This is a genomic window from Erythrobacter litoralis, assembly GCF_001719165.1.
GTDB lineage: Bacteria > Pseudomonadota > Alphaproteobacteria > Sphingomonadales > Sphingomonadaceae > Erythrobacter > Erythrobacter litoralis.
In genome coordinates this window covers 795,705-821,502 of record NZ_CP017057.1, presented here as the reverse complement: position 1 = coordinate 821,502, position 25,798 = coordinate 795,705, and the positions used below count along the sequence as shown (strand labels likewise).

At 65.8% G+C, this 25,798-nt stretch carries 30 protein-coding genes; 12 read left to right on the top strand and 18 right to left on the bottom strand.

Going from position 1 to position 25,798, the window contains the following annotated elements; genetic code table 11:
* Nucleotides 1-158 precede the first annotated feature (158 nt).
* From Ga0102493_RS03875 to Ga0102493_RS03855, 5 genes are all read left to right on the top strand, one after another.
* A complete protein-coding gene (locus Ga0102493_RS03875; protein WP_034906066.1) occupies nucleotides 159-1,301 on the top strand; it encodes a DUF547 domain-containing protein in 1,143 nt (380 codons plus the stop codon).
* Between the two features lie 122 nt (nucleotides 1,302-1,423).
* Nucleotides 1,424-2,620 carry a DUF547 domain-containing protein gene (locus Ga0102493_RS03870; RefSeq protein ID WP_150132414.1) on the top strand — a complete coding sequence of 399 codons (1,197 nt, stop codon included), beginning with the start codon at nucleotides 1,424-1,426 and terminating at the stop codon, nucleotides 2,618-2,620.
* A 137-nt stretch (nucleotides 2,621-2,757) separates the two neighbouring features.
* Nucleotides 2,758-4,209, top strand: a complete 1,452-nt coding sequence (locus Ga0102493_RS03865; RefSeq protein ID WP_081845762.1) for an SLC13 family permease — start codon at nucleotides 2,758-2,760, stop codon at nucleotides 4,207-4,209.
* A 165-nt stretch (nucleotides 4,210-4,374) separates the two neighbouring features.
* Nucleotides 4,375-5,694, top strand: a complete 1,320-nt coding sequence (locus Ga0102493_RS03860) for a cystathionine gamma-synthase family protein (protein ID WP_034906071.1) — start codon at nucleotides 4,375-4,377, stop codon at nucleotides 5,692-5,694.
* Complete coding sequence (locus tag Ga0102493_RS03855) at nucleotides 5,687-6,526, top strand: SDR family NAD(P)-dependent oxidoreductase (protein WP_034906074.1); 840 nt, start codon at nucleotides 5,687-5,689, stop codon at nucleotides 6,524-6,526. Before Ga0102493_RS03860 ends, Ga0102493_RS03855 begins: the two co-directional genes overlap by 8 nt.
* A 26-nt stretch (nucleotides 6,527-6,552) precedes the next feature.
* Here the strand turns inward: Ga0102493_RS03855 and Ga0102493_RS03850 are convergent, their stop codons facing one another.
* Complete coding sequence (locus Ga0102493_RS03850; RefSeq protein ID WP_034906076.1) at nucleotides 6,553-7,086, bottom strand: J domain-containing protein; 534 nt, start codon at nucleotides 7,084-7,086, stop codon at nucleotides 6,553-6,555.
* A gap of 194 nt (nucleotides 7,087-7,280) precedes the next feature.
* Between Ga0102493_RS03850 and Ga0102493_RS16105 the strand changes: the two genes are divergently transcribed.
* Entirely contained in the window at nucleotides 7,281-7,421 is a 141-nt protein-coding gene (locus tag Ga0102493_RS16105; protein WP_161490037.1) for a hypothetical protein, read from the top strand.
* A 64-nt stretch (nucleotides 7,422-7,485) separates the two neighbouring features.
* Here the strand turns inward: Ga0102493_RS16105 and pal are convergent, their stop codons facing one another.
* From pal to hisB, 13 genes are all read right to left on the bottom strand, one after another.
* Complete coding sequence (gene pal / locus Ga0102493_RS03845; protein WP_034906079.1) at nucleotides 7,486-8,013, bottom strand: peptidoglycan-associated lipoprotein Pal; 528 nt, start codon at nucleotides 8,011-8,013, stop codon at nucleotides 7,486-7,488.
* A gap of 67 nt (nucleotides 8,014-8,080) precedes the next feature.
* Complete coding sequence (gene tolB, locus Ga0102493_RS03840; RefSeq protein WP_034906082.1) at nucleotides 8,081-9,502, bottom strand: Tol-Pal system beta propeller repeat protein TolB; 1,422 nt, start codon at nucleotides 9,500-9,502, stop codon at nucleotides 8,081-8,083.
* Nucleotides 9,499-10,308 carry a hypothetical protein gene (locus tag Ga0102493_RS03835; RefSeq protein ID WP_034906085.1) on the bottom strand — a complete coding sequence of 270 codons (810 nt, stop codon included), beginning with the start codon at nucleotides 10,306-10,308 and terminating at the stop codon, nucleotides 9,499-9,501. Before Ga0102493_RS03835 ends, tolB begins: the two co-directional genes overlap by 4 nt.
* 13 nt (nucleotides 10,309-10,321) lie before the next feature.
* Complete coding sequence (locus Ga0102493_RS03830; RefSeq protein ID WP_034906088.1) at nucleotides 10,322-10,774, bottom strand: ExbD/TolR family protein; 453 nt, start codon at nucleotides 10,772-10,774, stop codon at nucleotides 10,322-10,324.
* A complete protein-coding gene (tolQ, locus tag Ga0102493_RS03825) occupies nucleotides 10,774-11,481 on the bottom strand; it encodes a protein TolQ (protein WP_034906091.1) in 708 nt (235 codons plus the stop codon). The genes Ga0102493_RS03830 and tolQ overlap by 1 nt, the downstream gene beginning before the upstream one ends.
* A 3-nt stretch (nucleotides 11,482-11,484) precedes the next feature.
* A complete protein-coding gene (locus tag Ga0102493_RS03820) occupies nucleotides 11,485-11,937 on the bottom strand; it encodes a YbgC/FadM family acyl-CoA thioesterase (protein WP_034906093.1) in 453 nt (150 codons plus the stop codon).
* A gap of 115 nt (nucleotides 11,938-12,052) precedes the next feature.
* Nucleotides 12,053-12,433, bottom strand: coding sequence for a histidine triad nucleotide-binding protein (locus Ga0102493_RS03815; RefSeq protein ID WP_034906096.1), 381 nt, complete (start codon nucleotides 12,431-12,433; stop codon nucleotides 12,053-12,055).
* Between the two features lie 8 nt (nucleotides 12,434-12,441).
* The gene (locus Ga0102493_RS03810) at nucleotides 12,442-12,762 is read right to left on the bottom strand and encodes a phosphoribosyl-ATP diphosphatase (RefSeq protein ID WP_034906099.1); all 321 of its coding nucleotides are present in this window, start codon (nucleotides 12,760-12,762) and stop codon (nucleotides 12,442-12,444) included.
* 53 nt (nucleotides 12,763-12,815) lie between these two features.
* Nucleotides 12,816-13,598 carry an imidazole glycerol phosphate synthase subunit HisF gene (hisF, locus tag Ga0102493_RS03805; RefSeq protein ID WP_034906102.1) on the bottom strand — a complete coding sequence of 261 codons (783 nt, stop codon included), beginning with the start codon at nucleotides 13,596-13,598 and terminating at the stop codon, nucleotides 12,816-12,818.
* Complete coding sequence (locus tag Ga0102493_RS03800) at nucleotides 13,595-13,882, bottom strand: hypothetical protein (RefSeq protein ID WP_150132413.1); 288 nt, start codon at nucleotides 13,880-13,882, stop codon at nucleotides 13,595-13,597. Before Ga0102493_RS03800 ends, hisF begins: the two co-directional genes overlap by 4 nt.
* Nucleotides 13,883-13,894: 12 nt before the next feature.
* A complete protein-coding gene (hisA, locus tag Ga0102493_RS03795; protein ID WP_034906107.1) occupies nucleotides 13,895-14,623 on the bottom strand; it encodes a 1-(5-phosphoribosyl)-5-[(5-phosphoribosylamino)methylideneamino]imidazole-4-carboxamide isomerase in 729 nt (242 codons plus the stop codon).
* Nucleotides 14,620-15,246, bottom strand: coding sequence for an imidazole glycerol phosphate synthase subunit HisH (gene hisH / locus Ga0102493_RS03790; protein WP_034906110.1), 627 nt, complete (start codon nucleotides 15,244-15,246; stop codon nucleotides 14,620-14,622). Before hisH ends, hisA begins: the two co-directional genes overlap by 4 nt.
* On the bottom strand, nucleotides 15,239-15,862 hold the full coding sequence (gene hisB, locus Ga0102493_RS03785; RefSeq protein WP_034906111.1) for an imidazoleglycerol-phosphate dehydratase HisB: 624 nt from the start codon (nucleotides 15,860-15,862) through the stop codon (nucleotides 15,239-15,241). Before hisB ends, hisH begins: the two co-directional genes overlap by 8 nt.
* Nucleotides 15,863-16,000: 138 nt before the next feature.
* Between hisB and Ga0102493_RS03780 the strand changes: the two genes are divergently transcribed.
* The 3 genes from Ga0102493_RS03780 to gmk are packed head-to-tail and all read left to right on the top strand — an operon-like array spanning nucleotide 16,001 to nucleotide 17,639.
* On the top strand, nucleotides 16,001-16,498 hold the full coding sequence (locus Ga0102493_RS03780; protein ID WP_034906113.1) for an SspB family protein: 498 nt from the start codon (nucleotides 16,001-16,003) through the stop codon (nucleotides 16,496-16,498).
* A gap of 7 nt (nucleotides 16,499-16,505) precedes the next feature.
* Nucleotides 16,506-16,931, top strand: coding sequence for a hypothetical protein (locus tag Ga0102493_RS03775; RefSeq protein WP_150132412.1), 426 nt, complete (start codon nucleotides 16,506-16,508; stop codon nucleotides 16,929-16,931).
* A 45-nt stretch (nucleotides 16,932-16,976) separates the two neighbouring features.
* The gene (gmk, locus tag Ga0102493_RS03770) at nucleotides 16,977-17,639 is read left to right on the top strand and encodes a guanylate kinase (RefSeq protein WP_034906114.1); all 663 of its coding nucleotides are present in this window, start codon (nucleotides 16,977-16,979) and stop codon (nucleotides 17,637-17,639) included.
* An 18-nt stretch (nucleotides 17,640-17,657) separates the two neighbouring features.
* Here the strand turns inward: gmk and Ga0102493_RS03765 are convergent, their stop codons facing one another.
* From Ga0102493_RS03765 to Ga0102493_RS03750, 4 genes are all read right to left on the bottom strand, one after another.
* Nucleotides 17,658-17,927, bottom strand: a complete 270-nt coding sequence (locus Ga0102493_RS03765; protein ID WP_034906118.1) for an usg protein — start codon at nucleotides 17,925-17,927, stop codon at nucleotides 17,658-17,660.
* 158 nt (nucleotides 17,928-18,085) lie between these two features.
* Nucleotides 18,086-18,901, bottom strand: a complete 816-nt coding sequence (locus Ga0102493_RS03760; RefSeq protein WP_034906121.1) for an SDR family oxidoreductase — start codon at nucleotides 18,899-18,901, stop codon at nucleotides 18,086-18,088.
* Between the two features lie 12 nt (nucleotides 18,902-18,913).
* Complete coding sequence (locus Ga0102493_RS03755) at nucleotides 18,914-20,053, bottom strand: acyl-CoA dehydrogenase family protein (protein WP_034906122.1); 1,140 nt, start codon at nucleotides 20,051-20,053, stop codon at nucleotides 18,914-18,916.
* Nucleotides 20,054-20,162: 109 nt separating this feature from the next.
* Nucleotides 20,163-21,356, bottom strand: coding sequence for an acyl-CoA dehydrogenase family protein (locus Ga0102493_RS03750; protein ID WP_034906125.1), 1,194 nt, complete (start codon nucleotides 21,354-21,356; stop codon nucleotides 20,163-20,165).
* Between the two features lie 262 nt (nucleotides 21,357-21,618).
* Here Ga0102493_RS03750 and Ga0102493_RS03745 point away from each other — a divergent pair, with 262 nt between their 5' ends.
* The 3 genes from Ga0102493_RS03745 (at nucleotide 21,619) to Ga0102493_RS03735 (ending at nucleotide 25,792) form a co-directional block, all read left to right on the top strand.
* Nucleotides 21,619-23,124 carry an MFS transporter gene (locus tag Ga0102493_RS03745; RefSeq protein WP_081845763.1) on the top strand — a complete coding sequence of 502 codons (1,506 nt, stop codon included), beginning with the start codon at nucleotides 21,619-21,621 and terminating at the stop codon, nucleotides 23,122-23,124.
* A 103-nt stretch (nucleotides 23,125-23,227) separates the two neighbouring features.
* Nucleotides 23,228-24,562, top strand: coding sequence for an acyl-CoA dehydrogenase family protein (locus Ga0102493_RS03740; RefSeq protein ID WP_034906127.1), 1,335 nt, complete (start codon nucleotides 23,228-23,230; stop codon nucleotides 24,560-24,562).
* Between the two features lie 141 nt (nucleotides 24,563-24,703).
* Nucleotides 24,704-25,792, top strand: coding sequence for a Zn-dependent alcohol dehydrogenase (locus tag Ga0102493_RS03735; RefSeq protein ID WP_034906130.1), 1,089 nt, complete (start codon nucleotides 24,704-24,706; stop codon nucleotides 25,790-25,792).
* The last annotated feature ends 6 nt before the right edge of the window (nucleotides 25,793-25,798 follow it).

The window sequence follows — 25,798 nt, the reverse complement described above, 5'->3', positions numbered from 1 at the left end:
TCCGCGCAGCAACGAAGCGGCCCCGGTGACCTGCACGGCACGGGCTGGTCCGCCAAGGCCGAAGGCCGCCGGTCCCCCTGCCGGCGGCCTTTGTCGTTTCCGACGTCTTACTATGGATTTTGCGCGGCACACTTCTATCCTGCGCGGCGATGTTACGCATGATCGTTCCGATGCTCGCACTGGCCGCCGCCGCGTTAGGCGCGCCCCCCGCCCTCGCCCAGCCCGCCCTCGCCCAGCCCGCCCTTGCACCGCCCCAGGAGGCACGCTCCGCCCCGGCGAGCGAGGGAGAGGACCGCTTCGACACCTTCGATCCGAAAGCCGAACGGCGCGAACACCGCATCGATTATTCGGTCTGGACCGAGGCGCTCCGGGCCTTCGTGATCGACATGGGGCCGCCGCTCAGGAAGATGCCCTTTGCGGGCGCCGGAACGCTTGGCACTAACATCAGGGTCGGGCACAATTCGATTTACCGCCTCGACGGGGCGATGGTCGGATTTTCGCTGATGGACGTCGAGGTCATGGTGAATATCGGCCAATATCGCCGCGATCTCGAGAAGGTCGCCGACGAACTCGACATCCAGTCGCTCCCTCGCAACGAACAGCTCGCCTATTGGCTCAACCTCCACAATGTCGCGATGATCGAACAGGTCGGCGCGAACTGGCCCGAGCGCCAACCGCGCGAGATCGAACTGGACGGCGTTCCGCTCGATGAAGCGCGCTTCATCACGGTCGAGGGCGTCGCGCTTTCGCCGCGCGACATCCGCGAGAGGATCGTCTTCGCCAACTGGAAAAGCCCGGAGGTATTCTACGGCTTTTGGCGCGGCGAGATCGGCGGCCCGGCGATGCAGCGCACGGCGTTCGACGGGCGCACTGTCGGCCAGCAGCTAGCCGACGCGGCCGGGGAATTCGTCAATTCGCGGCGCGGCACGGAAAAGCGCGGGCGCACGCTTCACGTCTCCGAATACTACGCCGAGATCGCGCGTTACTTCTTCCCCGATTTCGAACCCGACCTGCGCGCGCATCTGGCCGAATATGTCGAGGGCGAGGTTGCCGACATGCTCGCGCGGAGCGAGCGGATCGAGCCGAGCCTCTACGAGCACGACATCGCCGATCTTGCCGGAGGAAGGCGCAACGGCGCCTTCTTCGCCAAAGGGCGGCTCGATCCGGGAGCCGCGGCTCTGCTTGAGCAGCGGGCGCAAAAGCTCCGCTACGTGCGCCGCAAGATGCCGCCGGAAGGGCGGATCTTCTTCAGCAATATCGACCTCCCGGGTGATCCCGATAACAAGAGCGAAGTCGAATAGGCGCCGCGCCAACAGGAATTGATATTCGAGGGCGTTTCCATGTAACATCATGTCATGGCGCGAGCCATGACGGGGCGAACCAAAAGACAGGCTCGTTGGGCCTGCCGATCGAAGGAGTCGCGATGATGAAGAAATCTGCCCTTGCCACCTCCTCCCTTGCTGTCGCTGCTCTGCTGGCGACCGGGCTATCCCCCGCGCTGGCCGAAAACGCCATGACCGCCGCCGCTTTCACGGCGGACCAGGGCGTCGCAGCGCCGGACCCCCTTGCCCGCTTCGTCCCAGCCGCAGACCGGACCGATCACACGATCGACTACCGCCATTGGGACGAGGCGCTGGCCTGGTTCGTCATCCCGATGGGCCCGCCGCTTCGCATCACCCCGCCCCCGAAGGCCGAACCGCGGCTCGGCACGCGCATCACCTATGGTCACACCTCGCGCTTCCGGCTCGAGGGCAATCGCATCGCCTTCTCGATGCTGACCGACGAAGTCCGCGCGGCTCTGACGGAGTATCGTCAGGACCTGGAGCGGGTCGGGACCGAGCTCGACCTCGCCCGTCTCCCGCGCAATGAACAGCTCGCCTATTGGCTCAACCTGCACAATGTCGCGGTGATCGAGGCGCTCGCCCACGAATATCCGCTGCGCACCCCGGCGGAAGGTCGCTTCGGAACGAACGACGAGAGTTTGCAGGACGCCACGCTCGTGACGGTGAAGGGCGTCGCGCTGTCCCCGCGCGACATCCGCGAGAGGATCGTATATCCCAACTGGCGCGATCCCAAGGTCATCTACGGCTTCTGGCGCGGCGAGATCGGCGGGCCGTCGATCCAGCGGCTCGCCTATAGCGGGGCGAATGTCGACACCCTGCTCGATTTCGGGGCGGAGGAATTCGCCAATTCGCTGCGCGGGGTCGATGCCTGGGGCGGGCGCCTGCGCGTCAGCCGGATCTACGACGAGGCAAAGCCCTTCTATTTCGCCGACGAGGACGTCCTGCGCGATCACCTGCGGCAGTACGCGCGCGAGGACGTGCAGGAACTGATCGAGAAAAACGCCCGCGTTTCCTACACCATCTATGACGAGGACATCGCCGACCTGATGTTCGGCAAGGGCGATCCCGACCTCAACGTCCTGTGCACAGTCGACGAAACTTCGATCGGAGCCGCCTGCACCTTGGCGGGCGCGATCCCCGATGCGGCGGCGATGCGGCTGATGGAAGAGCGCGCGCAGAAACTCTATCGCGCGTGGAAGCGCGGCATCCGCACCGGTATGGTGATCTTCGGCGACGGGACGGATGGCGAGTACGGGGAGCCCAAGGAGGTCCGCTGACCGCTCGCGACCCCTTCGCCTCGATCGCACGGCGGGCTTGCCCTTGCCTTCCGGCTCCGCGATGAATGGTCCGCCGCGGGCCGGCGCGCCTGACCAAAGCGACCCGCGCCGCGGCAAGGAGGGGGAGCTTCATGCGAATGGATGCGCGCCGGATCGGTCTCGTCGTCGGCCCGCTCGCCTTCGCGCTGACGGTCTTCGCCCCGCCCCCTGCCGCCATGCAGGCCGAAGCATGGCTGGTCGCCGGGCTCGTCGTCTGGATGGCAAGCTGGTGGATGACCGAGGCGGTGCCGCTCACCATGACCGCGCTGCTCCCGTTCCTCGTGCTGCCCTTCGGCGGCGTTGCGACCGCGGCCGAGACCGCCAGCACCTATTATTCGCCAATCCTTTTCCTGCTGCTGGGCGGCGCCTTCATCGCGCTTTGCATAGAACGCACCGGGCTCCACAAGCGCCTCAGCCTCGCGATCCTGCGCATGGTCGGGGCCGGCGGAGGCAAGACGCAGCTTCTGCTCGCCTTCATGATCGCGGCAGCCCTGCTTTCGATGCTGATCTCGAACACCTCGACGAGCCTCATCATGATGCCGATGGCGCTCGCGGTGCTTGCCGGAGGAGAGGCGCTGCCCAAGGGAAGCGGCCCGGCCCCGACCACAGGCGCGAACGGCGCGCCCGATAAGGAAGGCCTTTCGGGAGCGCTGCCGATGGGCATCGCCTTCGCCTCCTCGATCGGCGGGCTGGGCACGATCGTCGGCTCGCCCACCAATGCCATCGCGATCGGGCTGCTCGATTCCGGCATCGGGATGCGGATCAGTTTCGCGCAATGGACGCTCTATGGCCTGCCCATCGTGATCCTCGGCGTGCCGATCGCGGCCTTCATCATCGCCCGGTTCCAGCACGTGGCGGACCATGACTTCGACGTGGCCGCCGCGCGCGAGGCGATTGCCTGCAAGCCCGGCTGGAGCGCGCCCGAGCTGCGGCTCACGGTGATCGTCGCGCTGACCTTCCTTGCCTGGATGACGCGTCCACTCGTCACGCCCTTCCTGCCCGAGGGATCGTGGGGTGACGGGACCATCGCGGTCATCGCGAGCTTTGCGCTGTTCCTTTTGCCCGATGGGACCGGGCGGCCGCTGCTGGTCTGGCGCGAGGCCGACCGAGCGCCCTGGGGGATCATCTTGATGTTCGGCGGGGGCCTCGCGCTCGCTGCGGGGATGCAGCAATCGGGCCTTGCCCAATGGCTCGGCCAGGCGCTGCTCCCGCTCGAGACCTGGCCGCTTCCGCTGGTCGCGCTGGCGATCGTGGCGATGATCATCGTCGTCACCGAATTCGCGAGCAATGTCGCAACCGCCAGCGCGATCATCCCGGTCGTGGCCGCGCTCACCATTGCCCTTGGCGTGGACCCGATCCTGCTCGCGATGCCGGCCGCGCTCGCTTCGAGCTGGGGTTTCATGCTGCCCGCCGGGACCGGCCCCAATGCGATCGCGTGGAGCACCGGGCGCATCCGGATCGAACGTATGGTCGGAGCCGGCCTCGTGCTCGATCTGGTCGGCGTGGTTCTGATCGTCGCGGGCGTCTGGGCAGTGGCCGCGCTGGTCTAGCCCGCGCCTTGCGCGTCCAAGCCGCGCGCGATAGTTCGTTGTGGCGAGTCCCGTGCAAGGGAGATGCGTTCCTGCGGAGGTTAGGAACGGGCGCCCCGGGCCTCGCACGAAAGAGAGAGAGCTCCTGCCTTCCTGGGAGCGTGAGACAAGGAAGGGAATCCGCACATGACGGACGCCATCGACGCTACCGATACTCCGACTCCGCGCCGCAAGCCGAAGCCCGAGAACACCACCATCGCCGGACGCGAATTGAAACCCTCGACCCTGATGATGGGGCTGGGCTACGATCCGGTGCTTTCCGAAGGCTCATTGAAGGCCCCGATCTTCCTCACCTCGACCTTCGCTTTCGAAAGCGCGGCCGCGGGCAAGCGACATTTCGAAGGCATTACAGGGATGCGCGAAGGCGGTGCCGAAGGCCTCGTCTACTCGCGCTTCAACGGGCCGAACCAGGAAATCCTCGAGGATCGCCTCGCCGTTTGGGACGGGGCGGAAGACGCGCTGACCTTTTCATCGGGGATGACCGCGATCTGCATCCTGATGATGGCCTATGCGAACCAGAATGATGTGATCGTCCATTCCGGGCCGCTCTACGCTGCGTCGGAAGGCTTCGTCGCCAAGGTGCTGAGCCGCTTCGGCGTCACCTATGTCGACTTTCCCGCAGGCGCCAGCCGGGAGACGCTCGATGAGGTCATGGCGAAAGCGAAGCGCCAGGCCGACGAGCAGGGCGGCAAGGTCGCGCTGGTCTATCTCGAAAGCCCCGGCAACCCGACCAATGTGCTGGTCGACATCGAAGCGGTGAAAGAGGCGCGCGATGCCGCTCTCGACGGGCAGGAGACCCCGATCGCGATCGACAACACGTTCCTTGGCCCCCTGTGGCAGCGCCCGCTCGATCACGGCGCGGACATCGTCGCTTATTCGCTGACCAAGTATGTCGGCGGCCATTCGGACCTCGTCGCGGGTTCGATCGCGGGGGCGAAGAAATGGATGGACCCGGTCCGCGCGCTGAGGAACACGATGGGCGGGATCGTCGATCCGAACACCGCCTGGATGCTCCTGCGCAGCCTCGAGACGGTCGAACTGCGCATGCAGCGCGCGGGCGAGAACGCGGCGAGGGTCTGCGCCTTCCTCAAAAGCCATCCCAAGGTCGCAGGGCTCGGCTATCTCGGCATGATCGAGGACGCGCGCCAGCAGGACATCTACGACCGCCATTGCCTCGGCGCGGGTTCGACCTTCTCGCTGTTCCTTGAAGGGGGTGAGGAGGAATGCTTCCGCTTCCTCGACAACCTCACCATCGCCAAGCTCGCCGTCAGCCTCGGTGGGACCGAAACGCTGGCGAGCCATCCGGCGTCGATGACTCACCTTTCGGTTCCGCATGCGCGCAGGCAGCAGCTCGGCATCACCGACAGCCTCGTGCGGATCAGCATCGGGATCGAGGACGCGGACGACCTCATCGCCGATTTCGAGCAGGCTCTCGAACATGTCTGACCCGCGAAAGCCCGTCTTCCTCGTGATCGGGGCGGGCGCAGGGATCGGCGGGCAGGCGGCAAAACGCTTTGCAGCGGGCGGGTATCACGCGGTGCTCGCCCGCCGCTCGGATGAAGAGGGGCTGGCCCGGCTTGTCGCGGAGATCGAGGAAGCCGGCGGCAGCGCCACGCCCATGCTGATGAACGCGGCCGAGGACGGGGCGATCGAGGACCTCGTCGAGCATGTCGAGCGCGACATCGGTCCGATCGAGACGATGATCTACAATCTCGGCGCGCAGATCGGGAACCGCAGCCTTGCCGATACGCCGCACCGAATCTTCGAACTGGGCTGGCGGCTCGCCTGTTTCGGGCTGTTCCGGCTTGCCCATGCGGCCTTTCCCTCGATGGTGGAGCGGGCAAGGCGCGGCGGGCGACACGGCACCTTGCTCGTCACATCGGCCACGGCCGCGATGCGCGGCAATGCCGGGCAGCACAGCCATGCCGCCGCGATGGGGGGGCGGCGGATGCTGTGCCAGACCCTCAACGCCGAATTCGCGCCCAAGGGCATCCACGTCGCCCATGTCCTCGTCGATGGCGCGGTGGACAGCCCCGATACGCTCGGAAAGCTGCTTGGCGACAAGTACGAGGCGTTCAAGGCGAAAAAAGGTCCAGAAGGCGTGATCGATCCCGCCGTGCTGGCCGAGACCTACTGGCATCTCGCACAGCAGCCGCGCAATTGCTGGAGCCACGAAATCGACGTGCGGCCGTGGACCGATGTTCCATGGTGGAACGACAATCCGAACCCGGAGATCGATTCGAAAGGCAAGGGCTTCGCGGGTCCGGAAGCGGATTGATCGGTAGCGCGCCTAGCCGCGCGCCCCTATCCCCGCCACGTGCGCCTTTCCTCGCCGGCGCGCAGTACCTCGTAGGCGACCTGCAGCGCCTGGAATTCGCGTGCGGCCTCTTCATCGCCCGGCTTGACGTCGGGGTGGACCTGCTTGGCGCGCTGGCGATAGGCCTTCTTGATCGTCTCGAATTCGGCATCCGCCTCGAGTCCGAGCAGTTCGAGCGCGCGCATTTCGTCGGCGCTGCGCGATCCGTCGCCCGACCCGGCCCAGCCGTAATGCGCGCTTTCGGCATAGCCTGCGCTCTCGGCCCGCTCGGCCTTGGCGCGGGCTTCCTTCTCCGCCTTCTCGAGGCCCTCGAAATAATCCCATTTCGAATTGTATTCGGCCGCGTGGCGCTGGCAGAAATACCAGCGTTCCGGGCTGTTCGGCGCCTTGGGTGCGGGGCAGTCGCCCTTTTCCTCACAGCCGTGCCGATCGCACAGGCGCACCGTCGTCGCCTCGCGCGAGGCGTCGTAGCCGCGCCAGCGCGGAAAGCCCCAGTCGTTCGAGCGGCGCACGCGGCTCATGCGCGCGCGTCCGGACTGCGGGCGGTCATGACGTTGATCGATGGCATAGGGGCGTCAGTCTAGGGAAGCTGGGCGCGAAAGCAAAGCATGGTAAGCGGGGAACCAGTTTCTATATGAAATGTTGCATTGCGAAAGCCCATTCGGCTGCAATGACATTGAAGGACCCGCAAAGGGCCGCAGGAAGGACGCAAGTGATGAGTCAGCAACTCGCCTTTTCCAGCATCGCATCGGTGCTCGCCATGGCGTGCCTGTGCCTTGCGGCGGGGTCGCTCGAACGCGCCGATGCGCCGACCCTCGAGACGCTCGCAGTGTCTTCGCTCGAAGAGATAGCCTGAAGGCCTGACGGTCCGAGGCGTGCGGCCCGCCCCGCCATGAAGGCGGGACGGGTCCGATTTTCGATCAATTGATCACAACGCTCGCCGCGCGGCGATTGCGCGCCCATGCCTCGGGCGTGGAAGCGAGCGCCACCGGGCGTTCCTTGCCGTAGCTGACAGTGCGGATGCGATCGGGCGAAACGCCGAGGCTGACGAGGTAGTTCTTCGCCGCATTGGCGCGCCGTTCGCCCAGCGCGAGGTTGTATTCGCGTGTGCCTCGCTCGTCGGCATGCCCCTCGATCGTGAAGTTCACCTGCGGATAGCGCGCGAAATACTGCGCCTGCGCCTGCAGCGCGGCGGCATCCTGGCTGTCGATATTGTAGCGATCGGTGTCGAAATAGACCGTGGTCGAGGACCCCACCGCATCGGCGAAATGTTCCTGCGTGCCGACCGTCGGGCCGGTCGGGGTCGGAGCCGGCCGGGTATCGGTCGGGGCCGAGGTTTCGGCAGGAGCAGGTGGCAATTCCTCGGGCGCCTCCTTGGAACAGGCGGCAAGCGCGAGGGAAGACGTGACAAGCGCAGCGGCAGCGCAGCGCGAAAGGGAGATGTTCATTGGTCTGCTCTCCTTGTTTGGCCGGGCATCGTTGGCTGGCCCGGGCAGTCTAACACGAAAAACGCTGTCAGGGACGAATCGGTCCCCATGCCGGATCCGACGCGTCCACCGGCGTCGGCAATCTCCTCTCGTTGCGACCCGTAAGGTCGACTTGCCACAGGGACGAACGGCCGGAATTGCGGGCCGTCCGGAAGAACTGGATGATGCGGCCATTTGGCGCCCAGGTCGGGGCTTCGTCCTGCCAGCCGCGCGTCAGGACGCGCATGCTGCCGCCCGATGGCGTCATGACGGCGACGTTGAAATCGCCGGCGATCCGCGTGAAGGCGATCTGGTCGCCGCGCGGACTCCATTCAGGCGTCGCGCAGCGACCGCCGAAGAAGCTGATGCGGCGCTGGTTCGTACCGTCAGCGTCCATGACATAGCATTGCTGCGCGCCCGACCGGTCGCTTTCGAACACGATCTTGCTGCCGTCGGGCGAATAGGACCCGGCGATGTCGATGCCCGGCGCGCTGGTGAGCCGCTCGGGAGTGCCGCCCGTCACCGGCACGCGGTAGATGTCGGTGTTGCCCGCGACCGCCATCGAATAGAGGATGTGGCGCCCGTCGGGCGACCAGCGCGGGGCGAGCGTCGGATTGGCGTTCTCGGTGACGAGCTGCTGCCGCCCAGAACCGATGTCGTAGACATAGATCCGCGGGTTTCCATCGACATAGGAAAGATAGAGGATCTTCGAATAATCGGGCGAATAGCGCGGGGTGAGCGCGGTCGCGCTGCCCAGCGTGATGAAGCGATGATTGGCCCCGTCCGAATCCATCACCGCAAGGCGCTTGACCCGGTTATCCTTGGGGCCGGTCTCGGCGATATAGGCGATGCGGCTGTCGAAGAACGGGTCCTCGCCCGTCAACCGGGCATAAATGAGGTCCGAGCATTTGTGCGCCGCGCGCCGCCAGTCGGCCGGGCGCACCACCCAGCCTTCGCGGATCAATTCGTCCTTCAGCGCGACATCGTAGAGATAGCAGCCAACCACGAGCTTTTCGTCGTCGCGAGCGCGGACATAGCCGTGGACGAGCATTTCCGCGCCCCGCCCCGACCAGCTGCCCCAGGCGGGCGAGGTGATCTGGGAAAAATCGGGCTGCGGCAGGCTGTCCGGGCCGACCGGCTTGAACAGGCCGTTATTCCTGAGGTTCGCGGTGATGACCCGCGCGATCTCGCGGCCGAGCGCCTCGGTCCCATCGGTGCTGGCAGGGGTCGGCCGGTTGCGATCGGTCGCAAAGGCGGGGATCGCGACACCGATATCGGACCAGTCGCTTTCGTCGGTGACGGTGAAGGTGAGCCCGCCCTCGGCATCCTCGCCCGAGGCCTGCGTACCGGTGGTTTCGACCTCGCCGCCTTCGGCAAGCGGTTCTCCGAGATCGGTGGTCTGGGCGACGAGGGGAGACGGCGCGCAGGCGAGCGCGGCGACAGAGGCTAGAAGCGTGAAAGTTCGGGTCATCGGGAAAGGTTCCTATCGAAACGCGCGCCCCGGATCGACTTCCAGGCTTCGTAATATTCGTCCGGAAGATCGAAGGGCGCGGCGAGTTGCACGGCGCGGATGGCGCGTTCGGCGTGGAGCGCCTGCTGGGCGCGATTAGCGTCGTTGACGCCCCCTTGCCGCAGGACGCGCGGACGGCCCTTGAGGCTGCCGTCCTCGTTGAGGTCGAAGGCGAGTTCGGTGACCAGCAATTCCGCATCGGCCCCGCTCGGCGCAGTCCAGTGGGGGCGGATCTGGCGGACAATCGCCTGAATGATCGAGGCCTTCGCGCTCGCCCCGATCTGCGAAGCGGGGATGCGGGTTTCGTCGGTCGTGGTCGACGAGCCCGCGCCTTCGAGGAAATTCTCGCCGATCCGGCTGCCGCCTGCCGGCTCCTCGCGCGCAGGGCGGCTCGGCGTTCCGCGGGCAGGCTGGCGGTCGGGGCGGCTGCGCTCGCGGCTTGGTGCGGACTCGCGGGCAGCGGTGCGGGTCGGGGTTTGCGGCGCAGGAATTTGCGCGCGGGTTTCGGCAGGCACGGCCTCGGCCTCAGGCGCGGGACTTTCGGCCAATGTCGGCGCGATTGCGGCGCGGCTTTCGGGAACGGGATCGGGAGCGGTCGCCTCAAGCCCGACTTCGCTTGCGAGGCTCACCGTCATGCGTTGACTGACGGGAGGCGGCGGCGACATGCTCCATTGCAGCGCCAGCACCGCGACAAGCAGCGCATGCAGAACCAGCGCGGCCAGAAGGCCGGTGCGGTCCTCGCTGCGGAATGTGGCGGTCTCTCCCATGCTCACCCAATCGCTATGGCGGTGAAACTGAACCGTCGGTGACCAATTCGATGCGGGTGAAGCCCGCGCGGTTCATCTCGCCCATCACCGCCATCACCCGGCCATAATCGAGCCCGCGGTCGCCGCGAAGCACGAGCGTGGGAAGCTTCCCGTCCCCACCCCGGCCTATCGCCGTCAGCGCATCGGGAAAGCCGCCAACGGGCACGGCCTCGTTCTCGAGGTAGATGCGCCCTTCGCCATCGATGCTGACCGTCACGGTGTCGGGCACTTCCTCGACCGGGTTGGCGCGGCTTTCGGGCAGTTCGATCGGCACGCCGACGGCCGGCAGCGTCACCGTCACCATGAAGATGATCAGCAGCACCAGCATGACATCGACCAGCGGCGTGACATTGATCTCAGCCATCGCCGCCCGGCGCGAGCGGCGGCGGCCCTTGCCGCGCGAGGAGGGGGAGAGCGAGACGCCCATCAGGCCTTGTCCAGCTCGCGGCTGAGCCCGGCATGGACCCGGTCGGCAAAGCGCTGCAGCCGCGCCTCGTACTGGTTCACGCGGTTCGAGAAACGGTTGTAGGCGATGACGGCAGGGATCGCAGCGAACAGGCCGATCGCGGTCGCGAACAGCGCCTCGGCAATGCCGGGGGCGACCACGGCGAGCGAAGCGCTCTGCTGCGCGCCGATCTGGAAGAAACTGTTCATGATGCCCCACACCGTCCCGAACAGGCCGACAAAGGGCGCGACCGAGCCCGTGCTCGCGAGGAAACCGAGCCGCCCGGCGAGTTCATCCGCCTCGAACGCGACCTGGCTTTCCATCGCCGCCGCAATCCGTTGGCGCGCGGCATCGGCGTCAAGCTTGCCCGCGCTGGTCGACTTCTTCCATTCCTCGAGCCCGGCCGCCGCGATCCGCGCCGAGGGGATCTCGCGCCGCTGCTGCTTGGTAAGCGTCGCCTCGCGGTCGCGCGTTTCCCAGAATTCCGTCTCGTAATCGCGCGACTTCTTTTCAAGATTGCCGGTGCGCAGGGTGAAGGAGACGATGATCGTCCAGGTCCAGATGCTAGCGAGGATCAGGCCGATCATCACCGCCTGCACGACGATGTCGGCCTGCAGGAACAGCTCGAGCGGGTCGAGCCGGGTGGGCCCGGCCGCCGGGGTGGCGGCAGCAAGCAGGGTGATCGGCACGGCTCAGTTCTCTCCTTGGTCCATGAATTCGCGGAAGGCGCCGCGCCACTGCGCGGGCTGGCGTCGCGGGCGGCCTTCGGGGCTGATGAAACCCACGCGAAGGGTGGCTTCGCACAGGTCCTCTCCATCGCGGCGCGCGACTTGGTGCATCCGGCAGCTTGCCGCGCCGAGTTCGGTGCAGATCGTCTCGATCACCACGTCATCGTCCAGCTTTGCCGGGCGCAGATACTTGAGGTTCACTTCGGAGACCGCATATGCCCCCTCGCCCGCCTCGATCGCGGCGCGCTGGTCGATTTCGAGCAGGCGCAAAAGATCGGAACGCGCGCGTTCGAACCAGCGCAGGTAATTGGCGTGGTAGGTGATGCCCGACAGGTCGGTGTCCTCGTAATAGACCCGCACGGCATAAAGGTGCCGCGCGCCGTCGATCATGCCGCCGGGAGGTGTCGGTTGGGTCATCGGCCTCGCGATTAGCGTTAACGGGATTCGCTGGCCAGAACCATTTGCAGGCCGTGCCTGAACAGCGGCGGAACGCCCTCGGTTCGCGTCCGGCCGCTTCAGTCGCGCGTCCGGATCATCGCTTCCAGATCATCGGGCCGAGCGGTTCGCCGCCGAAGATGTGGACATGGAGATGCGGCACTTCCTGCCCGGCATGGGGGCCGACATTGGCGAGCGCGCGGTAGCCGGGTTCAACAAGCCCCTTTTCGCGCGCGACATGGCCCACCGCCCGAACGAAGCCCGCGATCTCTTCCGCAGAGGCGCTGGCGCTGAAATCGTCCCAGCTGACATAGCGCCCCTTGGGAATCACCAGCGTGTGGTTCTCCGCCTGCGGGTTGATATCCTCGAAGGCGTAGGCCCATTCATCCTCGTAGACCTTGGTCGACGGGATTTCTTCGCGCAGGATTTTCGCGAAGATGTTGTCGTCGTCATAGGGCTTCGTCGCGTCGATCGGCATGGGGTCTCCTACTCCTTGGCGCTCCTGCTGGCCTTTTCCTCGATGCCCGACAGCCCCTCGCGCCGTTCCAGTTCGGCGAGGACATGGTCGAGCGACACGCCGCGCGCTGAGAGCAGGACGAGGAGGTGGAAAATGAGGTCCGCGCTTTCGCCGACCAGTTCCTCGTTGCTGCCCGCCACGCCTGCGATCACCGTCTCGGTCGCTTCCTCGCCCAGCTTCTGCGCGATCTTGGGCAGGCCCTTGGCGTTGAGTTTCGCGACGTAACTTTCGTCCGGCGAAGCGGCCCGGCGGGCGGCGATGGTTTCCTCGAGGCGGTGCAGCGTTTCCATGGCCGCCCCAATGCCCTCAATCGCCCCGCGCGGGCAAGCCCGCATCGCGCATTTCAGTCGCCGCGAGCCGGGAGGCCGGCGTCGCGGAGGGCCTTGTGCGCCTCGGCGATGGAATGCTGGCCGAAATGGAAGATCGAGGCGGCAAGGACCGCGCTCGCATGGCCCTCGCGCACGCCTTCGACTAGATGATCGAGATTGCCGACCCCGCCGCTCGCGATGACGGGGACGCTCACGGCATCGGCGATGGAGCGGGTGAGTTCGAGATCGTAGCCCTTCTTCGTCCCGTCGCCGTCCATGCTGGTGACGAGGAGTTCGCCCGCGCCCAGATCGGCAAGGCGCCGGGCGTGGTCGAGCGCGTCGATGCCGGTGGGATTGCGGCCGCCATGGGTGAAGATCTCCCATTTCGGCGGCTCCTCGCCCGTCGTCGGCACGACGCGGCGCGCATCGACGCTGGCGACGACGCACTGGCTGCCGAATTTCGCGGCGATGTCGCGCACCAGTTCGGGCCGGGCGACCGCTGCCGAATTGACCGCGACCTTGTCAGCACCTGCGAGCAGCAGCGCGCGCGCATCCTCGGGCGTGCGCACCCCGCCGCCCACGGTCAGCGGCATGAAGCACACCTCGGCGGTGCGGCGCACGATATCGAGCAGCGTCCCGCGCCCTTCGTGGCTGGCGGAAATGTCGAGGAAGCACAGCTCGTCCGCGCCCGCGGCATCATAAGCGCGCGCCTGTTCGACCGGATCGCCGGCATCCTTGAGATCGACGAAATTGACGCCCTTGACCACGCGACCCTCGGCCACGTCGAGACAGGGAATGACACGGATGCGGACGGTCATGGAGACTCCTGCGGCGAGGCTGCGACAAAGACGCCGTTCGCAAGGCATTCATCGCCCTCGCACGTCCCGTCGAGCCCGAAGATGAGCAGGTAGGGCCAAAGGAAGCTTGCGAAGAATGCCCCCGCCATGCCGAATGCAAGTCCGTTCGACCCGAAACGCGGGGCCAGGAATTTGGCTACGGCAAGCGCGAGGAGCAGGAAAACGACCACATTGATCAGCGCATATTCGACCGTGCCGACGGTGATCCCGGCAAGAAAGGTGAGCCCGAGGAAAAGGAAACCCATCAGCCGCATGGCTCAGGCGCGCGCCCCCATCGCGATCGCCGCGGCAAGATCGAGCTTGCCCTCGTAGAGCGCGCGGCCCGTGATCACGCCCTCGATACCCTCATGCGCGTGGACCGACAGGATGTGGATGTCGTCGAGCCCGCGGACCCCGCCGCTCGCGATGACGGGAATGTCGACGCTGCGCGCGAGGTCCACGGTCGCGTCGATGTTGACGCCCTTCAGCAGACCGTCACGCCCGATATCGGTGAAAAGCAGCGAGGCGACGCCCGCATCCTCGAACCGCCGGGCGAGATCGACCACGGGCACGTCCGAAACCTCGGCCCAGCCTTCGGTCGCCACCATGCCATCGCGCGCATCCACCGCGACGACGATGCCGCCTTCCCATTCGCGCGCCATGTCCTTGACGAAATCGGGGTCCTTCAAGGCGGCGGAACCCATCACGACCCGCGCCACGCCGAGGTTGAACCAGCCCTCGACCGTCTTGGCATCGCGGATGCCTCCGCCGAGCTGGACGTAGCCCGGAAAGCGTTCGACGATCGCCTCGACTGCGGCGCGGTTTTCAGGGCGCCCGGCAAAGCTGCCGTCAAGATCGACGACGTGGAGATGCTCGGCCCCGGCTTCGGCAAACATCATCGCCTGCGCGGCCGGATCATCGCCATAGGTCGTGGCGCGATCCATGTCGCCTTCGGCAAGGCGCACGACCGCGCCGCCCTTCAGATCGATGGCGGGAAAGACGATCACGGATACCACTCCAGAAAACGGCTCAGTGTCGCAAGGCCATAGGCCTGGCTCTTCTCGGGATGGAACTGCACGCCCACCATGTTGTCCCGCGCGATTGCGGCGACAAGACCCTCGCCGTGATCGGTCAGCGCGGCGACGTCTGCGGCGCGCTCGGCGACGAAATGGTAGGAATGGAGGAAATACGCCTCGCCGCCTTCGAACACCTGATGATCGCGGGCATGGGGCAGGAGGCCGACATCGTTCCAGCCCATGTGCGGCACCTTGATCGCCGGGTCGGCGGGTTCGATCAGCCGGACCTCGCCCGGGATCCAGCCCAGCCCCCTGGTCGTGCCGTGTTCCAGGCCGCGGGTCGCGAGCAATTGCATGCCGACGCAGATGCCGAGGAAGGGCGCACCGCCAACATGAACCCGCTCGGTCATCGCCTCGATCATGTGCGGGACCGCCGTCAGCCCCTTGGCGCAGGCCCTGAACGATCCGACCCCGGGCAGCACGATCCGGTCGGCCGCGCGCACGACATTGGGATCGTCGGTGACCGTAACGTTGGCTCCGACCCGTTTCAGCGCGTTGTGGACCGAATGGAGGTTGCCCGCGCCGTAATCCACGAGGGCCACCACCTCACCCACCGAGCTGCCCCTTCGTGCTCGGGATCGCCTCGCCCTTTCGAGGGTCGCGTTCGACGGCGGTTCGCATGGCCCGGGCGAAACCCTTGTAGAGGCTTTCGCAGATGTGGTGATTGTTGCTGCCGTAGATGAGTTCCATGTGCAGCGTGATCCCCGCGCTCTGGGCGATCGAATGGAACCAGTGTTCGATCAGTTCAGTGTCCCATTCACCGAGCTTTTCCTGCGTGAAGCCCGCCTTCCACACAAGGAAGGGCCGCCCCGAAATGTCGAGAGCGACGCGGCTGAGCGTCTCGTCCATCGGCGAATAGGCATGGCCGTAGCGGCCGATCCCTGCCTTGTCGCCCAATGCCTCGGAAAGCGCCTGGCCGAGCGCAATCGCCGAATCCTCGGTCGTGTGGTGCTGGTCGACGTGGAGGTCGCCTTCGACCTTCATGGTCACGTCGATCAGCGAATGACGGCTGAACTGTTCGACCATGTGATCGAGAAAGCCGATCCCGGTCGACACGTCATAGGCACCCGTCCCGTCGAGATCGACGGTGATGGCGATTTTCGTCTCGGCGGTCTCGCGCGATACCGAGCCGGTGCGCCTTGGCCTGGAGCTGTCGGAAACGCTGGTCATGGCCGCGCTATAGGCATGTCGCCGCCGCACGCAAGTGGGGCTCGCCGCAAGTGGCCCGTGCCGGCCGGGGGCAAAAGCGGGCGGGCGCGCACGAAACGCTTGACCGCGCTGGCAAGGCTCGCCACGATTCACCACGATATGAGCGAAGAAACGCCCGACAGCCTGATCCCCTACGACGAAATCGTGCAGGAAGCGCTGCGCGCCGTCGTCGGTCGCGTGCTGGGCGAGATCGAGCGCGGCGGCGGGAGCCTGCCGGGCAACCACCATTTCTACATCACCTTCAAGACGGCCGCGCACGGCGTTTCGATCCCCCAACACCTGCGCGAACGCTTTCCCGACGAGATGACGATCGTGCTCCAGAACAAGTTCTGGGACCTCGAAGTGCGCGAGGAGGATTTCACGGTCGGGCTTTCTTTCAACCAGATCCCGGCCAAGCTTCAGATCCCCTTTGCGGCGATCACCGCATTCGTAGACCCGGCGGTCGATTTCGGCTTGCAATTCCAGACCTCGGTGGAGGAACTTCCGCACGAGGAACACGATGATGCCGAAAATGACGGTGAGACGGTCGTAACCGATGGGGGCGAGGACGGCGACGGATCGAACGTCGTGACGGTGGATTTCGGAAGGAAGAAATAACGCCGCGATGGCTTTGACCCCATCCCCGCAAGACGCCGATCGGCAGGATCCCGAAGACCCGGACCGGCTCCCCCCCGCCGACGGCCCGAAAGTCCGCCGTGCAAGCCGGGCCATGCCGAGCCCCGACCCCAACACCAACCTGATGATCGCCGACATCGTCGTTCGCGGCGGCAGCCTGTTCCTGAGGCGCAAGCTCAAGGACCGGATGCTGCTGGAGGAATACGATCCAGAACAGGTCGCGAAATTCAAGGACGGCAGGGGATTGCTGCGCACGCTCGGCCTTTTCGGCGCGAGCCGGCTCGCCACGGGATCCATGCCGGGCCTCGCCCTGGTCGCCGGAGGGCTCGCAGCGAAGACGATCTACGACCGCGGGAAGGCGCGCCAGCTCCGCCGACGGCGGGCGCGCAAGGAAAGCGCGTCGCGCGGCTCCTGATCGCTCCCCCTTGATTTACGTGGCCGCTTTGCGGCAACGGGGCGCATGGACAGCCCTTCCCCAGTTTCCCCGATCCAGTCGCCCGCGTTGAGGCGCCGCGGCCTGATGTTCATCCTTTCCTCGCCATCGGGCGCGGGCAAGACGACGCTGTCGCGCATGCTTCTGGAACAGGACCCCGAAATCAAGCTCTCGGTCTCGGTCACCACCCGCCCGCCGCGTCCGGGCGAGGTCGACGGGGTGCATTACCATTTCAGAAGCGATGCCGAATTCGATGCCATGGTCGAGGAGGACGATTTCTACGAATGGGCCCACGTCTTCGGCTATCGCTACGGCACGCCCAAGGGGATCATCCGCGCCGCCTTGAAGGAAGGGCAGGATTTCCTGTTCGACATCGACTGGCAGGGCACGCAGCAGCTTTACCAGAAGGACCAGCAGGACGTGGTCCGGGTGTTCATCCTGCCGCCCTCGATCGAGGAACTGCACCGCCGCCTGCGCAGCCGTGCCACCGACAGCGAAGAGGTGATCCAGAGCCGGATGGAACGCGCCCGGGCCGAAATCAGCCACTGGGACGGCTATGACTACGTCGTCATCAACGATGACGTGCAGCAATGCTTCGGCAAGGTGCGCGAAGTCCTCGATGCCGAACGGATGAAGCGCCAGCGCCAGACCGGGCTCATCCCGTTCGTGCGCGAACTGATGGCCGGCTGACCGCCGCGCCTGCGCATCTCATCCAAGCAGGAATTCCCCGTCGACATGGCGGAATTCGCGCGGGCCGAGGGTATGCTGGTGGGCGATCCGGACCGAATGGATCGCCGCCTCGATCTCGCGTCGCCAGTGGTCGAGGAAGCGGAACAGGATCGGATAATCCGGCGCCTCGTCGTAATCCTGCCAGACGAATTGCTGGATGAGCGAGGGGTAGTCGGGGAAGAAATAGAAGATCTCGGCCGTGAGCAGGCCCTCGCCCCGAAGCTGTCTTTCGAAATCCCTGTCCGCCATGCGCGCTCCTTCGCGTCAGCTTCCTCTCTCATGAGGGATGCTGCCGCGAAAGGAGTGCGCGGTCAATTGTTTCAAGCCCCGGTTTTCCCCCGACATTTCCTTGCCCGGGGAATGCGTGGCGCGTGGCACTCCTTGCGCCGAAGTGCCAAAGCCGTTGCTCAGCCCGCCGGGTCGCTGAAGCTTCCGGGCAGCGCCGCGTTCACGACCCCGCCATCGACGGTCAGCGTCTCGCCCACGACATAATCGCCCGCCCGGCTGCAAAGGTAGATCGCCGCGGCCGCCATGTCCTCGGGGCTGCCGATCCGCTTAGCCGGGATGACGCTGGCCGACGCGTCGGGCGCGTTCTTGGCGGCCTTGTTCATCTCGCTGGCGAAGGCGCCCGGCGCGATCGAGGTGACGATGATATTGTCCTGGATCAGCCGCGCCGCCATGCGCCGGGTGAGCTGGATGACGCCCGCCTTCGAGGCTTGGTAGGCATAGGTCTCCCACGGATTGATCCGCTGCCCGTCGATCGAGGACACGTGGATCACCTTGGCCGGATGATCACCCTTGCCACCCGCTACGAGCAGTTCGTGAAGCTTCTGCGTCAGGAAGAACGGCGTCTTGACGTTGAGGTCCATCGTGCGGTGCCAGCCGGCCTCGGAGAATTCGAGATAGGGCTGGCCCCATGCAGCGCCCGCATTGTTGATGAGAATGTCGAGCCTGTCCTCGCGCTTGGCCATTTCGGCGGCGAGGGATTCGATCCCGTCCATCTGCGACAGGTCTGCGGGGATGCCGATCACCTTGCCCTCGCCGAAGGTCTCGTCGAATTCGGCGATGGTCGCTTCCATCTGCTCGACCTTGCGCGCCGAGATGTAGACGCGCGCCGCACCCGCCGAGAGCAGGCCCTCGACGAACATCTTGCCGATCCCGCGGCTGCCCCCGGTGACGAGCGCGATGCGCCCATCGAGGCTGAAAAGTTCCTGCACGTTCATTGTGTTATCCCCTCAATAGCCCGACATTTCGGCGACGCGGTTCGCGTGGTAATAGGAATCGCCGAGGAATTCGGCGAGCGCCCGGTCGCGCTTCATGAACAGGCCGATGTCGTATTCGTCGGTCATGCCGATGCCGCCATGCATCTGGACGCCTTCCTGCACCGCGAGGCGCGCGGTCTTCGCGACCTTGGCCTTGGCGACCGAGGTCATCATGTCCGCGCTTTCGGCGCCCGCATCGAGCAATTGCTGGGTCTTGATCGTGACCGCACGGGCGATCTCGACTTCGGAATAAAGATGCGCTGCGCGGTGCTGAAGCGCCTGGAATTCGCCGATCAGCTTGCCGAACTGCTTGCGCTGCTTGAGATAGTCGACCGTCCGGTCCATCGCCCCGCGCGCGACGCCGACGCCTTCGGCCGCCGCGCCGATGCGCCCGGCGCGCAGCATGGCATCGAGCACTTCGCGCCCGCCATCGACCTCGCCGATCACCGCATCGCCATCGAGTTCGACGCCGTCGAATTTGGTGTAAGTCGCCATCGAGCTGTCGACGAGGCGCACCGCGTCATGGCTCATGCCCTTGGCATCCTTCGGCACGGCGAAGAGGGTGATCCCCTCCGCCTCGTTGTCAGAGCCCGAGGTGCGCGCGGCGACCACGATCATGTCGGCGCTGCCGCCGTATACGACGAAGCTCTTGGAACCGGTCAGGAGGAAACCATTGCCCGATTTTTCCGCCCGGGTGGTGATGCGCTCGGGCCGGTGCTTGGCCGTCTCGTCCACCGCGACGGCAAAGACGCTGTCGCCCGCGACGAGGCCGGGCAGGTAACGCGCCTTCATGTCGTGCGAACCGTGGCTAAGCGCGGTCGCGGCAAGCACGGAGGAGGTGAGGAACGGCGAAGGGGTGAGATTGCGCCCGATTTCCTCGAGCACGATGCCCGCCTCGACATAGCCCATGCCGAGCCCCCCCTGATCCTCCTCGACGAGGATGCCGGTAAAGCCGAGCTCGGCCATCTGCTTCCACAATCCGTGACCGAAGCCGTCCTTGCAATCGCGGTCGCGCCAGTGGCGCAACTGCTTCTGGATGTTGCCTTCCTCGGCCATGAAGCTGCTGGCGGTGTCGGCCAGCATTGCCTGATCTTCGTCGTGGTAAAGGGGCATGGCGGACGGGTTCCTCTCTGTGTTCTGTGTCTCGTCTGGTTATCCGATGGTCAGCGGGCCGCTCCCGTATCGCCGGAAGCGGCCCGCTCGTCATTCATGGCTGGCCGGATCAGCCGCCCGGCAGTTCGAGAATGCGCTTGGAAACCACGTTGAGCATGACTTCCGAAGTGCCGCCCTCGATCGAGTTCGCCTTGGTCCGCAGCCAGCTCCTCGCCGGCTTGCCGCCGCCGGTGTCCTCGCTCTCCCATTCGAGGCTGCGCGAGCCGCCCGCTGCCATCATCAGCTCGTGGCGGCGCTTGTTGAGCTCGGTCCCGGCATATTTCATCATGTTCGGCTGGGCGGGATGGGCCCTTCCAGCCTTGGCCTCGTCGAGGAATTTCTCGCCCATCGCGGAATAGGCGAGCGCGTCGACGTCGAACATGGCGAGCTCTGCGCGCAGGACGGGGTCGAGATCATCGCCGGTCTTCGCCGCGTGGCGCTTCATCGCCGCGCCGATCGCCGCAGTGCGATCGCCGCCGCCCGCGCCCGAGATCATTTCGCGCTCATGGCCGAGGAGATACTTGGCCACGTCCCAGCCGCGATTGACCTCGCCCACCTGCGCGGGGATGTCCTCGCCATAGGACTTGGGCACGGCGACATCCTCTAGGAAGGTCTCGCAGAAGGGCGAATTGCCGCTGATGAGCTTGATCGGCTTGGTCGAAACACCCTTGGTCGCCATGTCGATCAGCATGAAGGTGATGCCCTGGTACTTGTTCGCCTTGTCCGTACGAACGAGACAGAAGATCCAGTCGGCCTGGTCGGCATAGGACGTCCACACCTTCTGGCCGTTGACCACCCAGTGATCGCCCTTGTCCTCACCATAGGTCTGCAAGGACACGAGGTCGCTGCCCGAACCCGGCTCCGAATAGCCCTGGCACCAGCGGATTTCGCCGTGCGCGATTTCGTTGAGAAAGCGCTGCTTCTGTCCTTCGGTGCCGAAATGGAGCAGCGCCGGGCCGAGCATCCAGATGCCGAAGGAGGAAAGCGGCGGGCGCGCATCGATGCGGGCCATTTCCTCGCGCAGGACCTTGGCCTCGGGAGCCGAAAGGCCCGCGCCGCCATATTCCTTGGGCCATGCGGGAACGGTGTAGCCCTTTTCGACGCAGGCCTCGAACCAGGCTTTCTGCGCATCGTTCTTGAAGCTGGCATTGCGCCCGCCCCAATAGACGTCTTCTTCATCGCGCACGGGTTCGCGCATTTCGGCCGGGCAGTTCGCCTCGAGCCACTTGCGCGTTTCCATGCGGAATTGTTCCAGATCGCTCATGATCCGACTCTCCTCAGCTGTTCGTAAGCTCCCACTTGACCTTTACGTTAGCGTGATTTTCGCGGGGCCTGCAAGCGCTCTTGGCCCGCGGATCGGCCAAGACGCGATGCCGTAGCGTCAGGGCGCGCGCGCCCCATTCGATTGACGAAGCGCCCCCGCCGGGCCACTCTGCCGGGCGAGAGACGAGAGGAAACCGAGGGATGATCGCTGTATCCGGATTCGCCGGAAGCAAGCGCGTGCGCCTTGATGGGGGCAGGCCCGCATGAGCTTCGTGAAGGGCAGGCTGCCGCTCCGGCTCAAGATCGTGCACGGTTCGGGCGCGATCGCCTTTGGAGTGAAGGACGGCGGGTTCTCCTTCTTTCTCCTGCCCTTCTACAACCTCGTGCTGGGGGTCGAGGCCTGGATCGTCTCCGCCGCGCTGGCGACGGCGCTGGTGGTCGATGCTCTGGTCGATCCGCTGATCGGGCATCTTTCCGACCGCACCTATACCCGCTGGGGCCGCCGCCTGCCGTGGCTCTACATCGCGCCGATCCCGCTCGCGCTGATGTGGACCCTGCTGTGGTCGCCGCCCTTCACGGGCGCGCCGTCCTTCATCGAGATCGTCATGCTGGCGGTGGGGGTGCGGCTGCTGCTGTCGGCCTGCGAAGTGCCCTCGGTCAGCCTCGTGCCGGAAATCACCGAGGATTATGTCGAGCGCACCACGCTGTTCCGCTTCCGTTTCCTGTCGGGCTGGTTTGGCGGGCTGCTGATGATGATCCTCACCTTCAGCGTGTTCCTGCCGACACCCGAGGCGCAATTGCAGCCCGAAGGCTATGCCGCCTACGGCATCGCCGGGGCCTGCATCATGGCGGTGTCGGTGATCGGTTCGGCGGCGGGGCAGCACCGGATCGTGGCGAAGCGGCCCGAAAAGCGTCCCCCGCCCTTCTCGCTCACCGGCGCCTTTGCAGAGATCTTCGATGCCTTCCGCGAGCGGGCCTTTCTCATCTTCGCGCTCGGCGGGCTCGCGGCCTATGTCAGCCAGGGCATGACCTTTTCGATGACGCAATATCTCAACCTCTATGTCTGGCAGTTCAGCGAAACGGCCTTCCAGGCATACCCGCTGGTGCTCGGCGCGTCGGTGGTGCTGATGTTCCTGCTGGTCGGTCCGCTGCACAAGCGTTTCGGCAAGCCGGCGAGCGCTGCCGGCGGCGCGATCGCGGCGCTCGCCATCATCGCGGTACCCTATTCGCTGTTCCTGCTCGGCGCGTGGCCCGAAGTCGGCGGGACGCCTTCGACGGTCATGGTCATGGCGTTCTTCCTGTTCGCAAACACGGCGGGCATCGTCTCGATCATCTCGGCGACCTCGATGGTGGCCGAAATCGTCGAGGCGTTCGAGGAACGCACCGGCAAGCGCGCGGAGGCGACCTTCTATTCGGGCAACTGGCTGGTCCAGAAATGCGCGACCGGGGGCGGCATCATGCTGACCGGGCTCGTCATCTCGCTCATCGGCCTCGAACCCGGCACCCCGCAGGCCGAGGTCGAAGCGGGCGTGACCGCCGAACTCGCCCTGCTCTATCTCGGCGCGCTTGCCCTGCTGACCGTGGTTTCCGCCTTCTGGCTCGCCCGTTTCCCTATCACCCGCGAACAGCACGAGGCGCGCGTTGCGGCACGCCATGCCCGCGCCGAGGAGGATGGCGGGGAACCGGATACCGAAGCGCTCGCCGGAGAGCTCCGCCCCGGCCTGCGCGCCGGTGCAAGACCGCCCAAGGAACGCCCCCAGACCGGATAAGGCAAGGCGCCCATCGCAAATAGGAGCTTGGCGCTGGCATTTGCCTCTGCCACGGTTGGACGAGAGATTCGATTGCAAATCAGGACGAGAGAGGAACTCCCCCATGGATTTCGAACCCACCGAACGCCAGGTCTATTGGCGCGACCGCGTGCGCGGTTTCATCGAGCAGCACGTTCGCCCCAATGTCCCGGTCTATGACGAACAGGACCGCGAAGGCGATCGCTGGAAGGTCCTGCCCATCGCCGAGGAGATGAAGGCCAAGGCCAAGGAGCAGGGAATCTGGAACCTGTTCATGCCGCCGCGCAATGACAGCCATCACCATGTCGACGACAGCTTCGAATTCGAAGGTCCGGGCCTTACCAATCTCGAATACGCCCTGTGCGCCGAGGAAATGGGCCGCATCGGCTGGGCATCGGAAGTGTTCAACTGTTCCGCACCCGACACCGGCAACATGGAAGTGTTTCACCGCTACGGCACGCGCGAACAGAAGGAGGAATGGCTCCGCCCGCTGATGAACGGCGAAATCCGTTCCGCCTTCCTGATGACCGAGCCCTACACCGCATCCTCGGACGCGACGAACATCGAGACCCGGATCGAACGGGACGGCGACGAATACGTCATCAACGGGCGCAAGTGGTGGTCTTCGGGCCTCGGCGATCCGCGCTGCAAGGTCGCGATCGTAATGGGCAAGACCGATTTCGAGGCGCAGCGCCACGCCCAGCAGTCCATGATCCTGATGCCGATCGACACGCCCGGCGTGAACATCCTGCGCCACCTGCCCGTCTTCGGCTATGACGATGCCCCGCACGGCCACATGGAAGTCGAGATGAAGGACGTGCGCGTTCCCGCCTCGAACATCCTGCTGGGCGAAGGGCGCGGTTTCGAGATCGCGCAGGGCCGCCTTGGCCCGGGCCGCATCCACCACTGCATGCGCACGATCGGCGTCGCTGAGGAAGCGCTGGAGAAGATGTGCAAGCGCCTGCAGGAACGCGAAGCCTTCGGCAAGCCGATCTACAAGCATTCGGTGTGGGAGGAACGCGTCGCACGCGCCCGCATCGACATCGACATGACCCGCCTGCTCTGCCTGAAAGCGGCCGACATGATGGACAAGGTCGGCAACAAGGCGGCGAAGCAGGAAATCGCGATGATCAAGGTGCAGGCCCCCAACATGGCGCTGCGCATCATCGACGACGCGATCCAGGCCCATGGCGGCGGCGGCGTGTCGGAGGATTACGGCCTCGCCCGCTCCTACGCCAACCAGCGCACCCTGCGCCTCGCCGACGGGCCGGACGAGGTCCACGCCCGATCGATCGCGCGGATGGAATTCGGCAAGCACGCGCCGCAGGAAGGGCCGAGCGCAAATGCGCTGCGTTCCGGCCCTGCCCCGGCCAATGACAGCGACACGATGAGTTCGGGCGACATGGGGGTCGCGCGCTGACACGCGTTCGCCTGTAGGCGTACTGGTTCACGTCGTACATGCGGGGGGCCGCCTTTAGAGGGGTCCCCTGCTCTTCTGCAGCGCCTCACCCCGTGTTGGAAAGGCGCTCGGGCAATCAATTTCAGACGGAGAGGAAAATCCATGGCCAAGGCCGCCATCCTTGAAAAACCGGGCGAAGGCCTCGTCATCGGCGAGGTAGACTATGCCGATCCCGCCCCGCACGAAGTCCTGATCGACACCAAGGCCTGTGGCCTTTGCCATTCGGACCTCCATTTCATCGACGGCGCCTATCCCCACCCGCTCCCCTGCATTCCCGGGCACGAGGCGGCGGGCGTGGTCCGCGCGGTCGGCAGCGAAGTGAAGACAGTGAAGCCGGGCGACCACGTCGTCTCGTGCCTGTCCGCCTTCTGCGGCCATTGCGAATTCTGCGTGACGGGCCGCATGGCGCTATGCCTCGGCGCCGATACGCGCCGGGCGAAGGGGGCTGCACCGCGCATGACGCGAAAGGGCGGCGACCCGGTCAACCAGATGCTCAACCTCTCCGCCTTATCGGAGCAGATGCTGATTCACGAACACGCCTGCGTTTCTATCGACAAGGACATGCCGTTCGACCGCGCCGCGGTGATCGGCTGCGCGGTGACGACCGGCGCGGGGACGATCTTCAACGCGGTCAAGCTGACGCCGGGCGAGAGCGTGGCGGTGATCGGCTGCGGCGGCGTCGGCCTTGCCGCGATCAACGCCGCGAAGATCGCGGGAGCCGCGAAGATCATCGCCGCCGACCCGCTGCCCGAAAAGCGCAAGCTCGCCGAAGTGCTCGGCGCGACCCACACGGTCGACGCCCTGGCCGAGGACGCGGCGATGCAGATCATCGCAATCAGTGGCGGCGGGGTCCATTACGGGATCGAGGCGGTCGGGCGGCAGTCCAGCGCCGATCTCGCGGTCAAGTCGCTGCGCCGCGGCGGGACAGCGGTGATCCTCGGCATGATGCCGCTCGACTGCAAGGTCGGGCTCGGCGCGATGGACCTCCTAGGCGGCAAGAAATTGATGGGCGCGATCATGGGAATGAACCATTTTCCGGTGGACCTGCCGCGCCTCGTCGATTTCTACATGCGCGGGCTTCTGGACCTCGACACGATCATCGCCGAGCGGATTTCGCTCGATGACGTGAATGCAGGCTTCGACAAGTTGCGCGATGGCCATTCTGCGCGCAGCGTGGTGGTGTTCGATTGAGGCTGA

Coding starts and splice junctions, on each gene's coding strand:
- hisB (WP_034906111.1), bottom strand. CDS start 15,862: ATGACCAGCGTTTCCGACAGCTCCAGGCCAAGGCGCACCGGCTCGGTA.
- Ga0102493_RS03775 (WP_150132412.1), top strand. CDS start 16,506: ATGGCTTTGACCCCATCCCCGCAAGACGCCGATCGGCAGGATCCCGAA.
- Ga0102493_RS03830 (WP_034906088.1), bottom strand. CDS start 10,774: ATGGGCGTCTCGCTCTCCCCCTCCTCGCGCGGCAAGGGCCGCCGCCGC.
- gmk (WP_034906114.1), top strand. CDS start 16,977: ATGGACAGCCCTTCCCCAGTTTCCCCGATCCAGTCGCCCGCGTTGAGG.
- tolB (WP_034906082.1), bottom strand. CDS start 9,502: ATGACCCGAACTTTCACGCTTCTAGCCTCTGTCGCCGCGCTCGCCTGC.
- hisF (WP_034906102.1), bottom strand. CDS start 13,598: ATGACCGTCCGCATCCGTGTCATTCCCTGTCTCGACGTGGCCGAGGGT.
- Ga0102493_RS03875 (WP_034906066.1), top strand. CDS start 159: ATGATCGTTCCGATGCTCGCACTGGCCGCCGCCGCGTTAGGCGCGCCC.
- Ga0102493_RS03810 (WP_034906099.1), bottom strand. CDS start 12,762: ATGGAAACGCTGCACCGCCTCGAGGAAACCATCGCCGCCCGCCGGGCC.
- Ga0102493_RS03815 (WP_034906096.1), bottom strand. CDS start 12,433: ATGCCGATCGACGCGACGAAGCCCTATGACGACGACAACATCTTCGCG.
- Ga0102493_RS03800 (WP_150132413.1), bottom strand. CDS start 13,882: ATGGGTTTCCTTTTCCTCGGGCTCACCTTTCTTGCCGGGATCACCGTC.
- Ga0102493_RS03870 (WP_150132414.1), top strand. CDS start 1,424: ATGATGAAGAAATCTGCCCTTGCCACCTCCTCCCTTGCTGTCGCTGCT.
- Ga0102493_RS16105 (WP_161490037.1), top strand. CDS start 7,281: ATGAGTCAGCAACTCGCCTTTTCCAGCATCGCATCGGTGCTCGCCATG.
- Ga0102493_RS03820 (WP_034906093.1), bottom strand. CDS start 11,937: ATGACCCAACCGACACCTCCCGGCGGCATGATCGACGGCGCGCGGCAC.
- Ga0102493_RS03740 (WP_034906127.1), top strand. CDS start 23,228: ATGGATTTCGAACCCACCGAACGCCAGGTCTATTGGCGCGACCGCGTG.
- Ga0102493_RS03865 (WP_081845762.1), top strand. CDS start 2,758: ATGGATGCGCGCCGGATCGGTCTCGTCGTCGGCCCGCTCGCCTTCGCG.
- pal (WP_034906079.1), bottom strand. CDS start 8,013: ATGAACATCTCCCTTTCGCGCTGCGCTGCCGCTGCGCTTGTCACGTCT.
- Ga0102493_RS03835 (WP_034906085.1), bottom strand. CDS start 10,308: ATGGGAGAGACCGCCACATTCCGCAGCGAGGACCGCACCGGCCTTCTG.
- Ga0102493_RS03735 (WP_034906130.1), top strand. CDS start 24,704: ATGGCCAAGGCCGCCATCCTTGAAAAACCGGGCGAAGGCCTCGTCATC.
- Ga0102493_RS03860 (WP_034906071.1), top strand. CDS start 4,375: ATGACGGACGCCATCGACGCTACCGATACTCCGACTCCGCGCCGCAAG.
- Ga0102493_RS03780 (WP_034906113.1), top strand. CDS start 16,001: ATGAGCGAAGAAACGCCCGACAGCCTGATCCCCTACGACGAAATCGTG.
- Ga0102493_RS03760 (WP_034906121.1), bottom strand. CDS start 18,901: ATGAACGTGCAGGAACTTTTCAGCCTCGATGGGCGCATCGCGCTCGTC.
- Ga0102493_RS03745 (WP_081845763.1), top strand. CDS start 21,619: ATGAGCTTCGTGAAGGGCAGGCTGCCGCTCCGGCTCAAGATCGTGCAC.
- Ga0102493_RS03850 (WP_034906076.1), bottom strand. CDS start 7,086: ATGAGCCGCGTGCGCCGCTCGAACGACTGGGGCTTTCCGCGCTGGCGC.
- Ga0102493_RS03755 (WP_034906122.1), bottom strand. CDS start 20,053: ATGCCCCTTTACCACGACGAAGATCAGGCAATGCTGGCCGACACCGCC.
- Ga0102493_RS03750 (WP_034906125.1), bottom strand. CDS start 21,356: ATGAGCGATCTGGAACAATTCCGCATGGAAACGCGCAAGTGGCTCGAG.
- Ga0102493_RS03765 (WP_034906118.1), bottom strand. CDS start 17,927: ATGGCGGACAGGGATTTCGAAAGACAGCTTCGGGGCGAGGGCCTGCTC.
- Ga0102493_RS03855 (WP_034906074.1), top strand. CDS start 5,687: ATGTCTGACCCGCGAAAGCCCGTCTTCCTCGTGATCGGGGCGGGCGCA.